Below are 13,329 nucleotides of genomic sequence, written 5' to 3'. Positions count from 1 at the left end.
ATTTTGTTGTCCGATTTTTCGAAGAGCGCGAAGGATACGCGAGCCGCGAAACGCCCGCCAGCAATGTCCGTCAGCCTTGAAAGCAGCGTTCGCGGCGATTGAAAGAACGCGCTAAAGGTTGTCCCGCTGGCATGCATTGCATAGGCTTGCGCGATTGTTTGCCCTCGCGTCATGCGAGCCGCTATGTGGAGAAGAGTAATGGGCCTTAACGACCAGTGGATGCAGCGCGACCTGAAGGTCCTTTGGCACCCCTGCACCCAGATGAAAGACCACGAAAAACTGCCGCTGATTCCGATCAAGCGTGGCGAAGGGGTCTGGCTGGAAGACTTCGAAGGCAAGCGCTACCTCGACGCGGTCAGCTCGTGGTGGGTCAATGTATTCGGCCACGCCAACCCGCGCATCAATCAACGCATCAAGGATCAGGTCGATCAGCTGGAGCACGTGATTCTGGCGGGCTTCAGCCATCAGCCGGTCATCGAGTTGTCCGAGCGCCTGGTGGCGATGACGCCCGAAGGCCTGACGCGCTGCTTCTACGCCGACAACGGTTCGTCCTGCATCGAAGTCGCGCTGAAGATGAGCTTTCATTACTGGCTCAATCGCGGCAAGCCGGACAAGAAACGCTTCGTCACCCTGACCAACAGCTACCACGGCGAGACCATGGCGGCGATGGCGGTCGGTGACGTGCCGCTGTTCACCGAAACCTACAAAGCGCTGCTGATGGACACCATCAAGGTGCCGAGCCCGGACTGTTATCACCGGCCTGAAGGCGTGAGCTGGGAAGACCATACCCGCACGATGTTCGCGGTGATGGAGCAAACCCTGGCCGAGCATCACGACAGCGTCGCGGCGGTGATCATCGAGCCACTGATTCAAGGTGCGGGCGGCATGCGCATGTACGACCCGATCTACCTCAAGCTGCTGCGCGAGGCCTGCGACCGGTATGGCGTGCACCTGATCCATGACGAAATCGCCGTGGGCTTCGGCCGCACCGGGACCATGTTTGCCTGCGAGCAAGCCGGCATCCGTCCGGATTTCCTGTGCCTGTCGAAAGCGCTGACCGGCGGTTATCTGCCGTTGGCGGCGTGCATCACGACCGATGATGTGTACGACGCCTTTTACGATGATTACCCGACCCTGCGCGCCTTTCTGCACTCCCACAGTTACACCGGCAACCCGCTGGCGTGCGCCGCGGCGTTGGCGACGCTGGATATTTTCGAGCAGGACAACGTCATCGAAAACAACAAGGCACTGGCCCAGCGCATGAAGACCGCGACGGCCCATCTGGTCGATCACCCGAACGTCGCTGAAGTGCGGCAGACCGGGATGGCGATTGCTATCGAGATGGTGCAGGACAAAGCCAGCAAAACGCCGTATCCGTGGCAGGAACGGCGCGGGCTGAAGGTGTTCGAGCACGCGCTGACCCGAGGTGCTTTGCTGCGTCCGCTGGGCAGCGTGGTGTACTTCCTGCCGCCGTATGTGATCACGCCGGAGCAGATCGACTTTCTGGCCGACGTGGCGACCGAAGGGATCGACATCGCGACGCGCAGCAGCGTGAGCGTGGCGGTGAGAGAGAACTTCCATCCGGATTTCCGTGATCCGGGGTAGCAGACCGTTACACCCATTCTGTAGGAGCGTGGCTTGTCCCGCGATCGGCGGGAACCGCCGTAAATTGCGTAAACGCGTTAACTCTGACTCGACGAGTTCACCATTCTTGCTGCCGCTTCGCGCCAGATCGCGGGACAAGCCACGCTCCTACAGGTGCTGCCTTCAACACAATATTTAGAGAAACAACCATGAGACTGTCCCGCTTTTTCGTCGATGCCACCCTCAGCGTCGGTGAGCACGAACTGCCAGAGGCCCAGGCCCACTACATCAGCCGCGTGTTGCGCATGTCCCAAGGCGACGCGGTGCAGCTGTTCGATGGTTCGGGCAACGAGTTTCGCGCCACGCTGGCGGAAGTCGGCAAAAAGCAGGTGCGGGTGGAGGTGACGGAGAGCTTCGCCGGTCAACCGGAGTCTCCGCTGCACATCCATCTCGGCCAAGGTCTTTCCCGGGGTGAGCGGATGGACTGGGCGATTCAGAAAGCCACCGAACTGGGCGTGACGCAAATCACCCCGATCATCAGCGAGCGCTGCGAAGTGCGCCTGAAAGATGAGCGTGCGGAAAAGCGTCAGGCGCACTGGCAGCAGATCGCGATCAGTGCCTGCGAACAGTGCGGGCGCTCGGTGGTGCCGGTGATTCATGGGCCAGTGACCCTGGCTGACTGGCTGAAGCAGACGGAAGCGGACTTGAAGCTGGTGCTACACCCTGTCGCGGCGCCGCTGACCAGTCATGAAAAGCCCGGCAGTCTGGCTTTTTTGATTGGCCCTGAAGGCGGCCTGAATGACGCCGAAGTGGCTCAGGCGCAGGACGCCGGTTTCCACGCCGCCCGGCTCGGCCCACGCGTGCTGCGCACCGAAACCGCGCCAGTGGTGGCGCTGAGCATCGCCCAGCAGTTGTGGGGGGATTTTTAGTACGGGAAAGCGCAGATCACACTGTAGGAGCCGGCTTGCTGGCGAATGCGGGGTGTCATCCAATAAATGATCCGCCCACCTGCCGGGTTCGCCAGCAAGCCGGCTCCTACGGTTTTTGTCTCGCCCGTAATCCACGGGGAGCCCAATCAAGTGAGTGTTATTGACGCGCCCTGGGAAATCACTCAGGCAGTTCCGACTCTCGTCGCCGTGCTTTCGCCGGTTCCGGCCGGGCGCAGGGCAGAAACTCTCCGCGCCCAGGTTCACCCAACGGACTGCCGTCCCACACCCGCTCCCCTCTGGCGAAGGTCATCGCCGGCCATGCACTCAAGCGCATACCCTCGTACGGGGTGTAATCGACGTTGTGGTGCAGCATTTCGTTGGTCAGCTCGATGTCCAGGTCTTCATCCCAGATCACCAGATCCGCATCCGATCCAATGGCGATGCTGCCCTTGCGCGGATATAAACCGTACAGCCGCGCGGCATTGGTGGCCGTCAGCGCGACAAACGCCTGCGGGCTGATGCGCCCCTTGCGCACGCCTTCCGACCAGAGCAGCGCCATGCGCGTCTCGACGCCCGGAATGCCATTGGCCACTTCGGAAAACGGCGCCGTCTCGCCATGGGCACGTTTGCCGTCCGGGCCGCCGTAGCGGAACGGCGCGTGATCCGACGAAAACACTTCAAACGAGCCATTCTGCAGGCCGTCCCAGACCACTTGCTGATTGCCGGCGTCTCTCGGCGGCGGGCTGCAGATGCACTTCGCGCCTTCGAAGCTGTCATCGCAGCCCAGCGAATCTGCGGTCAGAAACAGATACTGCGGGCAGGTTTCACCGTAGACCTTCAAGCCGTGGCTCTGGGCCCAGCGGATCTGCTCGATGGCCTCGCGCCCGGACACATGGACGATGAGAATCGGCACATCCACCAGTTCGGCCAGCGCAATGGCCCGATGCGTGGCTTCCCGTTCGACCAGCATCGGCCGAGACGTGGCGTGATAACGCGGCGCGCTGAGACCGGCGGCGAGCAGGCGTTCGGTCAGCCAGGCGATGCAGTCGCTGTTTTCGGCGTGGAGCATCACCATCGCGCCTTCGGCCCGCGCCACCGACAGGGTTTCAAGAATCTCCCGGTCGTTGAGCTTCAGCGCGTCGTAGGTCATGTAGATCTTGAACGAGGTGTAGCCCTCGGCGATCAACTCGGGCAGCTCGCGGCGCAGCACGTCTTCGGTGGGGTCGGTGACGATGAGGTGAAACGCATAGTCGATCAGCGCCCGACCGTCCGCGCGCCGATGGTAATCCTCCACCGCCGCCCGCAGGGTCTGGCCCTTCTGCTGGCAGGCAAAGGGAATCACCGTTGTCGTCCCGCCACAGGCCGACGAGCGGGTGCCGCTTTCGAAGTCATCGGCCATGACCGAGCCATCGCCGGTCGGCTGATCCAGGTGCACATGGCTGTCGATCCCGCCGGGCGTTACGGCTCGCCCTCGTGCATCAACCTCCTGCGCCGCACCTTGCAGGCCAAGGCCCAGCGCAACAATTCGGCCGTCGCGCACGCCGATGTCGCACAGAAAACCGTCCGCCGCCGTCACCACATTGGCGTTGCGGATGATCAGATCAAAAGCCTGCATGTCGTTCACTCCGTCAGGCGCGGGTCAGCCAGGCCTTGGCGATCTCTTCGCGGGTGGTGAACCAGACGCCTTCGCGGGCCTGGGCGTACTCGATGAAATGCTTGATCGCGCGGACCCGACCCGGACGCCCGACCATGCGCGGGTGCAGCCCGATGGACATCATTCGCAAGCCGTCGGCCGACTCTTCATACAGCACGTCGAAGCTTTCCTTCATGTACTCAAGGAAATCGGAGGCCTGGGACAGGCCCGGGGAGTTCCAGTAACGGAAGTCGTTGACGTCGCTGGTGTACGGCACCACCAAGTGTTGCTTGCCCTCGACGTCGACGAAATACGGCACGTCATCGTTGTAAGCGTCTGAGTCGTAGAGAAACCCGCCCTCTTCCGCCACCAGCCGCCGCGTATGAACGCTGGCACCATAGCGGCAATACCAGCCCACCGGACGCTTGCCGCAGGTGCGCTCGAATGACTTGATCGCCAGACGAATGTGCTCGCGTTCCTCGGCCTCGGTCAGGCGAAACACCTCTTCCCAGCGATAACCATGGCTGCAGATTTCATGACCCAGCTCGACCGCCGCCTTAGCGACATCCGGGTTCTGCTCGAAAGCCACCGCGCAGGCATGAAAGGTCGCCGGGACGTTGGCCTGTTGCAGGATGTCGAGGATCCGCCAGATGCCGACGCGGGCGCCGTACTCGTACATCGATTCCATCGCCAGATTTCGCACGCCATCGGGAAACTGATAGCTGCCCCACTCGGTCATGCTCTCCTGGTCAGGATCACCCATGGCCAGGGACCGCTCCGACCCTTCTTCGTAATTGATGACAAAGTTGACGGCCAGGCGCGCGCCGTTGGGCCAGGTGCCTTGGGGACGCTGCCGGCCGTAGCCGACCAGATCTCGAATGGGTGATGCCATAAAAGCCTACTCCTGCAACGTTCGAACAGTCGGCAGACCGCCAAGCCAGGGCTCAGCAGTCGATGGTTTTCAATGCATCGTGGTCAGGGCCATCGAGGTTCTGGCCGGTGCGAAAGGCCAGGCCCATGGCCAGGGTCTGCGCAATGCAGAACGCAGCGGTCAGGGAACGGAAGCCCAGCAGCTCAGCGTCGTTGACCTCGATCATCACCGACGCGGTTTGTCCGATGGGGCTGAGAATGCTGTCGGTGATCGCCACGATGGGTGTCCCTGCTGCAACGGCTTGCTCGCAGGCGTCGATGGTTTCCTGCGCGTACGGCGGAAAACTCACCGCCACCAGCACGTCATCGCCGTGCAGTGCGCCGACCTGCTCGCGCAAACTGCCGCCCAGGCCGCTGATGTGTACGGCACGACGACCAACACGGCTGAGCGCGTAACTCAAGTAGGACGCCATGGGAAACGAGCGACGCATGCCGACCACGAAGGTGGTGCGCGCCTGCTCCAACAGCTCGATGGCGCGCTCGATGGCTTCGACTTGCTCGCCTTCGGCCAAGTGTTCGAGCGACACAATATTCGCGCGGCTGAACGCCGAGAGCATGGCGCCAACATCGGTGGGATCGTCGAGCAATTGCTCGCCGCGATAGTGCCGGATGCGCTCTTTGAAACTGCCCTGCCCGGCCTGCTGCAACGGCTGCTTGAACAGGCGCTGCAGGTCGCTGAACCCGCCGAAGCCCAGCGCCTGGGCCAGCCGAATGAACGCCGACGACGGGATGCCGGAGATTTTCGCCAGCGCCGCGACCGTGTTCAGTGCCACGTCGTGGGGGTGCTCGTTCAGGTAGTGCGCCGCGTCACGCTGCCGCGCGGTCAGGCGTTCCTGATGTTCGACGATGGCGGCACGCAGCTCGGCCAGGGTTTGGGGTACAGGCATAAAAAGGCTCGATAGAAGTCAGGATGGACGCAGTTCTGTGATCGCCCGGGCCAAGTGCTCAACCAGACGATTCAGCTCATCGACGCTGTTGTAGTGCGCGATCGACACACGAACCACGCCGCCGTAAGGGGTCAGACCCAACTGTTCGATCAGGCGGCGAGCATAGAAGTCACCAAAGCGGATGCCCATGCGGTGGTTGTCCATGCGGCGCACGATGGCTTCGGACTGAATGCCCTCCACCACAAAACTGATGGTCGGCACGCGGTCGCCGTCGGTGACACAGGATTTTCCGATGATTCGTACGCCCGGCGTCTCCCGCAGAAACGCCAGCAGTGTCTCGGCCAGCAGGTCTTCCTGCACTTCAAAGGCATCGAACGCCGCCTGCATCAACTGGCGTTCACTGCCGCTGGCGCCGAGACGTCGGCCGATGTCGATCAGGTAATCGCTGATGCCTATGCAGCCGTAGGACAGTTCGTAGTTCAAATTGCCAGGCTGCAGCTTGTAGGGAATGACCTCCTGACCGATGAAAAAGTGGTTCAGGCTCGGCAGCTCCAGCAAGGCCTCGCGCTGGCCCCACAGCACGGCGAAGTGCGGGCCGAAGGTCTTGTAGAAACTGAACACGTAGTAATCGGCGCCGCTGGCCTGCACATCGACCAGCCGATGGGGCGCGTAGGCCACGGCATCGACGCACAACTTGCCGCCCACCGCGTGCACCCGGCGCGCCACTTCGGCGACCGGGTTGACGCTGCCGAGGATGTTCGACGCATGGGTCATGGCCAGGTAGCGGGTCTTGTCGCTGAGCAGCGCATCCAGATCAGCCAACTCCAGGTCCATGCTCTGGGCGTTGACGGCCCAGACGCGCAACGTCGCGCCGCGCTCTTCGCACAGCCGCACCCACGGCCCGATGTTGGCTTCATGGTCGCAGTTGGTGACGATGATTTCGTCGCCGGGATTGATCGACGGAGCGATGGCCCGGCAAAGGATCTGCAGCAAATGGGTGGTCGAGCCGCCCATCACGCACTCTTCCGGGTAGCGCGCGTTGATCAGTTGCGCGACCGATTCCCGCGCCTGCATGACCCGCGCCCCTGCATCGACCGACTCGCTGTAGGAGGCCCCCAGTTGCACGGCGCTGTTGAGCAAGTAATCGGTGATGCGGTCGGCGACCGGCTTGAGCACGGCCGAGCCGCCGGCGTTGTCCAGGTAGGCGTAGCCGCTGCCGAGCGCGGGAAACTGGCTGCGTACGTAATCGATGTCCAAGGCATTCAAGGGATGAACTCCAGAGTCTGGTCAGTGATGCAGGATGGCCTGCAAAAACGCGCGGGTTCTCGGCTCTTGCGGGGCCGTGAAGAAATCGTGCGGGTTGTTCTGTTCAATGATTCGGCCGTTTTCCATGAAGATCACCCGGTCGGCGACCTTGCGCGCAAAGCCCATTTCGTGGGTTACGACGACCATGGTCACGCCCGAGCGGGCGAGGTTCTGCATGACGTCCAGCACTTCGCCGACCATCTCCGGGTCGAGTGCGGAAGTGGGTTCGTCGAACAGGATCACCCGTGGCTCCATCGCCATGGTCCGGGCGATGGCCACGCGCTGCTGCTGGCCGCCGGACAATTGGCTCGGGTATTTCGTCGCGTGGGCGCCCATGCCGACTTTCTCCAGCAACAGGCGCGCGCGTTCGTTGGCGTCACGGCGCGACATGCCGCGCACCCGGACCGGCGCCAGCGCCACATTGGCGAGCACGGTGAGGTGGGGGTACAAATTGAAATTCTGAAAGACCATGCCGACTTCGCAACGGATGCCCGCCAGTTTCGGGCCCGTTTCAACCCGTTGACTGCCGACGCGAATGTCGCCCTGCTGGTATTCCTCCAGCAGATTGATGCAGCGGATCAGTGTCGACTTCCCGGAGCCCGACGGCCCGAGGATGACCACAACCTCGCCTTGATCGACGGTCAGGTTGATGTCGGTCAGGGCCTGGAAGGGACCGTAGAATTTGGCCACGCCTTCCATTTCGATCACGGTGCTCATGCGCTTTTCCTCCCGGCGCCGTTACGTCGCTCGATCCAGCTCACCAGTTGCACCAGAGGCAGAAGCAGCAACAGGTACATGACCGCCGCGCCCACCAGTGGTGTGGGGTTGGCTGCCAGCGCCTGGGCCTGAGTGGCTTGTTTGAGCAAATCGGGCATCGCCACGACCGACGCCAGCGCGGTGTCTTTCATGACGTTGATGCAGTTGCTGGTCATGGGCGGCATGACGATGCGCATGGCCTGGGGCAGGATGATGTCGCGCATGGTGTTGAAAAAGCTCATGCCCTGGGAGGCCGAGGCTTCGAATTGCCCGCGGGGAATGGCTTCGATGCCGGAGCGAAAAATCTCCGCCGAATACGCGCACGACACCAATGACAGCGCCGCCGTGGCCGCCGCGAACGACGACAGGCGAATGCCCACGAACGGCAGCGCGTAATAGATCAGCACCAACAGCACCAGCAATGGAATCGAGCGCAGCACGTCGATGTACACCCGCGCCAGAAACCGCACCGGCGCGTACCCGTACAACCGCAGCATCGCCAGCACCAGCCCGCCCACCAGGCCGAGAATGATGCTGACCACGCCGAGCATCACGGTTACGCCCAGGCCGCGGAGCATCAGTGGCAGCGCATCGACGAACACGCTCCAGTTGAAGAACGTTTCTAACAACTCCATTGCGATTCCTTGATGGCGAGCAGTGTGACGAGCAGTCACGGGCGCGAGCTTGGGCGGTCAGGGATTACTTGAGTACGTCGACCACTTTGACGGTGCTGGACTCCGGATCAGCGTCGGCACCGAACCACTTCTTGTGCAAGTCGGCAATCACGCCTTCTTTCTTCATCGTGGTGATGATGTCGTTGACCTGGCCGGCCGAGGCCCAGCCCTTGGCGTGCATTAACGAGTACTTCTCACCGGTAGGAATCTTCGCGACGACTTTGTACTGCGGCTTGTCCTTGATGTAGTACAGGACCGCAGGGATATCGCTGACGTAGCCGTCCATGCGGCCGGACGCGAGATCGAGCATCGCAGGCGACAGCCCTTCGTAGCGTGAGACTTCCTTGAACTTGTATTCGGCCTGATGGGCGTTGACCCACATGTCGCCGGTGGAGCCGGTGTCGACGCCGACCACCTTGCCGTCCATGTCCTTCAGGCCGTTGATGCCGGATTTGGCGAGCACCGACAGGGATTGATCGCTGTCGTAGTACGGCTGGGCGAAGCCGACCGACTCAAGGCGCTTGGGTGTGATGGTGATCGAGGAAATGGCGATGTCAGCGCGCTTGGATTGCACGGCGCTGAACAGGCCGTTGAAGGGGATATTGACGAACTCCACGGTCTTGCCGGCGCGTTTGGCGACTTCTTTCACCACGTCGACTTCAAAGCCGACGATCTCGCCTTTGGCGTCCTGAAACTCCCACGGCACGTTGCCCACGTTGGCGCCGACCGTCCAGTCAGCGGCCCAGGTGGATGCGGAAAAGGCGGTTGCCACGGCCATGCTCAAGAGTACTTTCACATTCATGTCTTGCTCCCCGATTGATCAGTCAGTTCAAGAAGGCCGCCTTACCACAGAGGGGGCGTTTCGAGGATCAGACTAGGATGACGAATCAAATAATTCAACAAATAAAATAAATGAATTAAATGCTTCAATCGGGTGCGAAAGTTATCCGCATTGGTGCAGGTGGGAAAGCACGCAAGGCTGCGGGGTGTACAGAAAATAATCAGCGATTTGAAAAGTGCCATGCACCGAAGCGGCGCATGGATCGCTCGAATGCATAATCTGCGGCCGGCTTGCTGGCGAGCCGGCGCCGGATGTGTAAGCCGCAGATTGTGTGTCTGCCGTAATCCAGTGTAGGAGCGCGCTTGCCCGCGAAGAGGTCGGTACAGGCGACACATCTCTGTCGTCCTAACCAATGCCTTCGCGGGCAAGCGCGCTCCTACATGTTCTTCGTCGAATCCAGATGCAATGGCTGGCGTGTAATCCGTAGGAACCGAGGTTTCAGCGGTCTACCGCTCTAGCCTCACAACACATAGCGCATGATCGCGACAAAGTGCAGAAGGCTGCCGGCGATGACGAACAGATGCCAGACCCCATGGAAGTGTCTGACCCTGGTGTCGAACGCAAAGAAAATGATCCCCACGGTGTAGAACACCCCGCCCAGCGCCAGACAGACGAAGCCGGCCATGCCCAGCGCAGCGATCAGCGGATTGACCGCGACCAGGACAATCCAGCCCATGACCGCGTAGATGACAATGGACATCACCCGCGCTTCGGAGCGCGGTTTGATCTCCTGCAGAATGCCGATGATCGCCAGCGCCCAGACGATGCCGAACAATGTCCAGCCCCACGCCCCGTGCAGTGTCACCAGACAAAACGGCGTGTAACTGCCGGCGATGAGCAGATAGATCGAAAAGTGATCAACCTTTTGCATGATCACTTTGGCCCGACCGCGAACGCTGTGATAAACCGTCGACGCGCTGTACAGCATGACCAACGCCACGCCGTAGACCGCGACGCTGATGATCTTCCAGATATCCCCTGTCATCGTCGCGACAACCAGCATCCACACCGCGCCGATCGTCGCGAGAATCGCGCCGACCAAGTGGGTCCAGGCGTTGAATTTTTCTCCGTAGTACATCCGCACACTACCTCTCTCAATTGCATGACACGCGCCAAGCGTCCTGCTTCTGAACCTCAATGACAACGCATTGTGTCGTGTTATCGAGAATTTAATGCAGTCAGCCGCCGATCTCTTCGGCACAATCGGGCGCTCTCAAAACAAGAATCCGGCGCGGGCCCCCACGATGCAGATCGACGAAGAGCTCACCCTCAAGAAGCTGGAAATCTTCCTGGCATTCATGCGCACCGGCAATCTGGCCCGCGCGGCGGCGGAGTTGCAGACCAGCACGGTCAGCGTGCACCGGGCGATTCACTCGCTGGAAAGCGCGTTGCGTTGCCCGCTTTTCAAGCACGAGGGTCGCAACCTCACGCCCCTCGAAGGCGCTTATGTGCTGGAGGAGCGCGCGCAGAAGCTGGTGCAGGACGTACTCAGCACCATCGAACAGACGCGGCAGGCGGCGGGGTTTTCGGCGGCGCGGTTCAAGCTGGGCGCGTTGTATTCACTAACGGTCAAAACCGTGCCGCAGCTGATCATGGGCCTGAAGATCCGCCGCAGCGAACTCAACATCGACCTGATTCTGGGCTCGAACATTGACCTGTTCTACAAGCTGAAGAACATGGAAGTCGACGCTGCACTGGTGTCGCTCAACGAGAGCGTGAGCGATCCGGATTGTGAGCAGCTGCCGCTGTTCTCCGACGATATTTTCCTCGCCACGCCGGCCGACTCGCCCTTCGCGCTACAGAGCGAGGTGGACCTGAGCGATCTGCGGGAAATGACCTTCATTACCCTGACCCAGGGCTTCGCCACCCACCGCGATGGCGCACGGGTGTTCGAGCAGGCCGGGTTCGAGCCGAAGGTGGCAATGCAAGTGAACGACATCTTCACGCTGCTGAGCATGGTCAGCTCGGGAGTGGGCTACGCCTTGCTGCCGGGGCGAATCGCCGCCGTCTACGAAAACCGCGTCCGCCTGGTGCCGCTGCAAGCGCGATACCGCATGCAGCAACACATCGGCCTGGTCTTCCTCAAAGCCCGCGAGCGCGACCCTAACCTGCTAGCGCTGCTGGCGGAATGCCGGATGTACTCGAATCGGCTGGCCCAGGCCTGAGTCGACGCCCTGTGGGAGCGCGCTTGCCCGCGAAGAGGCCGGTGCAGCCCAAATTTCTCTATCGTCCGAACCAAAGCCTTCGCGGGCAAGCGCGCTCCTACAGGTTTTGTGGCAGACGCCACATCCACGTCTGCCCGCGAGAATAACGCCGCATCAAGATTTGCTCGTTGAGGTCCGCCGCCGAGGCTACGTCGAACCCGCTTCTGCCGAAGGCGTAGGAGCGCGCTTGCCCGCGAATGCGTCATCACGGACACATCCGGAATATCTGTTTGCCGCAGGGGTGATTGTCTGTGCACTAGCCTGATCCCGCACATCTCACAACGCGCAAAGGAATGCCAATGTCACAAAGAAGCGCTGATCTCCGACTAGGCCGTTATTCGGGAGTAGGACAGATTTATCTTCTGACCTCCGTAGTGAATGGCCGACAACCGCTGTTCACCAACTGGCGCACCGGCCGGCTGGTGGTCGAAGAGTTTCGACGGGCCCAGCAAGCTGGTATTGCAGAGTCTCTGGCGTGGGTCGTCATGCCGGACCATTTTCACTGGCTAGTGGAGTTGAGAGAGGGAACGTTGGGAATGCTGGTGCGCCGGGTTAAATCCGGCAGCGCGCTGGCGATCATGCGGTCGGGTCACACACCGCTTCGGGTATGGCAGAAGGGTTATCACGACCGGGCGGTTCGGCGGGAGGAAGATTTGCAGGCCGTCGCACGTTACATCGTTGCCAATCCGTTGCGGGCCGGGCTGGTGAAACGCGTGGGAGACTATCCACTCTGGGATGCTGTGTGGCTGTGAGATTTTTCGCGGGCAAGCGCGCTCCTACAGGTTTGGCGGCGAACGCCAAATTCACGTCTGCCCGCGAGAATAACGTCGCATCCAGATCTGCTCGTTGAGGTCCGCCGCCGAGGCCTTGCCGGACCCGCTTCTGCCGAAGGCGTAGGAGCGCGCTTGCCCGCGAACAGGCCGGTGCAGCCGACGCATCTCTATCGTCAGAATCAAAGTCTTCGCGGGCAAGCGCGCGCCTACAGGTTTTGCGGCGGATGCCACATCCATGTCTGCCCTCGAGAATAACCCCGCATCGAGATTTGCTGGTTGAGGTCCGCCGCCGAGGCCGCGCCGAACCCGCTTCTGCCGAAGGCGTAGGAGCGCGCTTGCCCGCGAAGAGGCGGGTGCAGCCGACGTATCTCGATCGTCCGAACCAAAGCGTTCGCGGGCAAGCGCGCTCCTACAGGTTTTGCGGCGGACGCCAAATCCACGTCCGCCCGCGAGAATAACCCCGCATCGAGATTTACTCGTTGAGGTCCGCCGCCCAGGCTACGTCGAACCCGCTTCTGCCGAAGGCGTAGGAGCGCGCTTGCCCGCGAAGAGGCCGGTACAGCCAACACATCTCTATCGTCCGAACCAAAGTCTTCGCGGGCAAGCGCGCTCCTACAGGTTTGCGGCGGATGCCACATCCATGTCTGCCCGCGAGAAGAGCGCCGCATCAAGATTTGCTCGCTGAGGTCCGCCGCCGAGGCTACGTCGAACCCGCTTCTGCCGAAGGCGTAGGAGCGCGCTTGCCCGCGAACCGGCCGGTACAGCCGACGCATCTCGATCGTCAGAAACAAAGCCTTCGCGGGCAAGCGCGCG

12 protein-coding genes and 1 pseudogene are annotated in these 13,329 nt (G+C 61.6%); 4 read left to right on the top strand and 9 right to left on the bottom strand.

The features are described from left to right. Positions 1–198 precede the first annotated feature (198 nt). The gene (locus tag ACQKEN_RS13110; protein WP_346630939.1) at positions 199–1,605 is read left to right on the top strand and encodes an adenosylmethionine--8-amino-7-oxononanoate transaminase; all 1,407 of its coding nucleotides are present in this window, start codon (positions 199–201) and stop codon (positions 1,603–1,605) included. Between the two features lie 188 nt (positions 1,606–1,793). Then, a complete protein-coding gene (locus ACQKEN_RS13105; protein WP_427686004.1) occupies positions 1,794–2,513 on the top strand; it encodes a 16S rRNA (uracil(1498)-N(3))-methyltransferase in 720 nt (239 codons plus the stop codon). Positions 2,514–2,691: 178 nt separating this feature from the next. On the opposite strand, the gene hydA is transcribed toward ACQKEN_RS13105, so the two are convergent. From hydA to trhA, 8 genes are all read right to left on the bottom strand, one after another. After that, a complete protein-coding gene (hydA, locus tag ACQKEN_RS13100; protein WP_427686002.1) occupies positions 2,692–4,128 on the bottom strand; it encodes a dihydropyrimidinase in 1,437 nt (478 codons plus the stop codon). 13 nt (positions 4,129–4,141) lie between these two features. After that, on the bottom strand, positions 4,142–5,038 hold the full coding sequence (locus tag ACQKEN_RS13095; RefSeq protein ID WP_427686000.1) for an allantoinase PuuE: 897 nt from the start codon (positions 5,036–5,038) through the stop codon (positions 4,142–4,144). Between the two features lie 52 nt (positions 5,039–5,090). Beyond that, positions 5,091–5,963 carry a MurR/RpiR family transcriptional regulator gene (locus tag ACQKEN_RS13090; protein ID WP_192173220.1) on the bottom strand — a complete coding sequence of 291 codons (873 nt, stop codon included), beginning with the start codon at positions 5,961–5,963 and terminating at the stop codon, positions 5,091–5,093. An 18-nt stretch (positions 5,964–5,981) separates the two neighbouring features. Beyond that, the gene (locus tag ACQKEN_RS13085; RefSeq protein ID WP_427685998.1) at positions 5,982–7,229 is read right to left on the bottom strand and encodes a cysteine desulfurase-like protein; all 1,248 of its coding nucleotides are present in this window, start codon (positions 7,227–7,229) and stop codon (positions 5,982–5,984) included. Between the two features lie 21 nt (positions 7,230–7,250). After that, positions 7,251–7,985, bottom strand: a complete 735-nt coding sequence (locus ACQKEN_RS13080) for an amino acid ABC transporter ATP-binding protein (RefSeq protein ID WP_427685996.1) — start codon at positions 7,983–7,985, stop codon at positions 7,251–7,253. Beyond that, positions 7,982–8,659, bottom strand: a complete 678-nt coding sequence (locus ACQKEN_RS13075) for an amino acid ABC transporter permease (protein WP_191944630.1) — start codon at positions 8,657–8,659, stop codon at positions 7,982–7,984. The genes ACQKEN_RS13080 and ACQKEN_RS13075 overlap by 4 nt, the downstream gene beginning before the upstream one ends. 64 nt (positions 8,660–8,723) lie before the next feature. After that, positions 8,724–9,500 carry a transporter substrate-binding domain-containing protein gene (locus tag ACQKEN_RS13070; protein WP_427685994.1) on the bottom strand — a complete coding sequence of 259 codons (777 nt, stop codon included), beginning with the start codon at positions 9,498–9,500 and terminating at the stop codon, positions 8,724–8,726. Positions 9,501–9,999: 499 nt separating this feature from the next. Then, entirely contained in the window at positions 10,000–10,617 is a 618-nt protein-coding gene (trhA, locus tag ACQKEN_RS13065; protein ID WP_074893516.1) for a PAQR family membrane homeostasis protein TrhA, read from the bottom strand. 166 nt (positions 10,618–10,783) lie between these two features. Between trhA and ACQKEN_RS13060 the strand changes: the two genes are divergently transcribed. Together ACQKEN_RS13060 and ACQKEN_RS13055 are read left to right on the top strand one after the other, a co-directional pair. After that, the gene (locus ACQKEN_RS13060) at positions 10,784–11,704 is read left to right on the top strand and encodes a LysR family transcriptional regulator (RefSeq protein ID WP_427685991.1); all 921 of its coding nucleotides are present in this window, start codon (positions 10,784–10,786) and stop codon (positions 11,702–11,704) included. A 332-nt stretch (positions 11,705–12,036) separates the two neighbouring features. After that, on the top strand, positions 12,037–12,495 hold the full coding sequence (locus ACQKEN_RS13055; protein WP_074893518.1) for an REP-associated tyrosine transposase: 459 nt from the start codon (positions 12,037–12,039) through the stop codon (positions 12,493–12,495). 227 nt (positions 12,496–12,722) lie between these two features. Here ACQKEN_RS13055 and ACQKEN_RS13050 read toward each other — a convergent pair. Then, positions 12,723–13,329, bottom strand: a pseudogene (locus ACQKEN_RS13050) (hypothetical protein); the annotation flags it as partial.

Origin of the sequence: Pseudomonas sp. NPDC078416 (assembly GCF_050268485.1) — a bacterium.
Taxonomy (GTDB): Bacteria; Pseudomonadota; Gammaproteobacteria; order Pseudomonadales; family Pseudomonadaceae; genus Aquipseudomonas.
The sequence above is the reverse complement of the archived record's forward strand: the minus strand, read 5'-3'. Positions and strand labels throughout refer to the sequence as shown.

Bases quoted from the DNA above. Each gene is read 5' to 3' on its own strand.
- ACQKEN_RS13110 (WP_346630939.1), top strand. From the start codon at position 199: ATGGGCCTTAACGACCAGTGGATGCAGCGCGACCTGAAGGTCCTTTGG.
- ACQKEN_RS13105 (WP_427686004.1), top strand. From the start codon at position 1,794: ATGAGACTGTCCCGCTTTTTCGTCGATGCCACCCTCAGCGTCGGTGAG.
- hydA (WP_427686002.1), bottom strand. From the start codon at position 4,128: ATGCAGGCTTTTGATCTGATCATCCGCAACGCCAATGTGGTGACGGCG.
- ACQKEN_RS13095 (WP_427686000.1), bottom strand. From the start codon at position 5,038: ATGGCATCACCCATTCGAGATCTGGTCGGCTACGGCCGGCAGCGTCCC.
- ACQKEN_RS13090 (WP_192173220.1), bottom strand. From the start codon at position 5,963: ATGCCTGTACCCCAAACCCTGGCCGAGCTGCGTGCCGCCATCGTCGAA.
- ACQKEN_RS13080 (WP_427685996.1), bottom strand. From the start codon at position 7,985: ATGAGCACCGTGATCGAAATGGAAGGCGTGGCCAAATTCTACGGTCCC.
- ACQKEN_RS13075 (WP_191944630.1), bottom strand. From the start codon at position 8,659: ATGGAGTTGTTAGAAACGTTCTTCAACTGGAGCGTGTTCGTCGATGCG.
- ACQKEN_RS13070 (WP_427685994.1), bottom strand. From the start codon at position 9,500: ATGAATGTGAAAGTACTCTTGAGCATGGCCGTGGCAACCGCCTTTTCC.
- trhA (WP_074893516.1), bottom strand. From the start codon at position 10,617: ATGTACTACGGAGAAAAATTCAACGCCTGGACCCACTTGGTCGGCGCG.
- ACQKEN_RS13060 (WP_427685991.1), top strand. From the start codon at position 10,784: ATGCAGATCGACGAAGAGCTCACCCTCAAGAAGCTGGAAATCTTCCTG.
- ACQKEN_RS13055 (WP_074893518.1), top strand. From the start codon at position 12,037: ATGCCAATGTCACAAAGAAGCGCTGATCTCCGACTAGGCCGTTATTCG.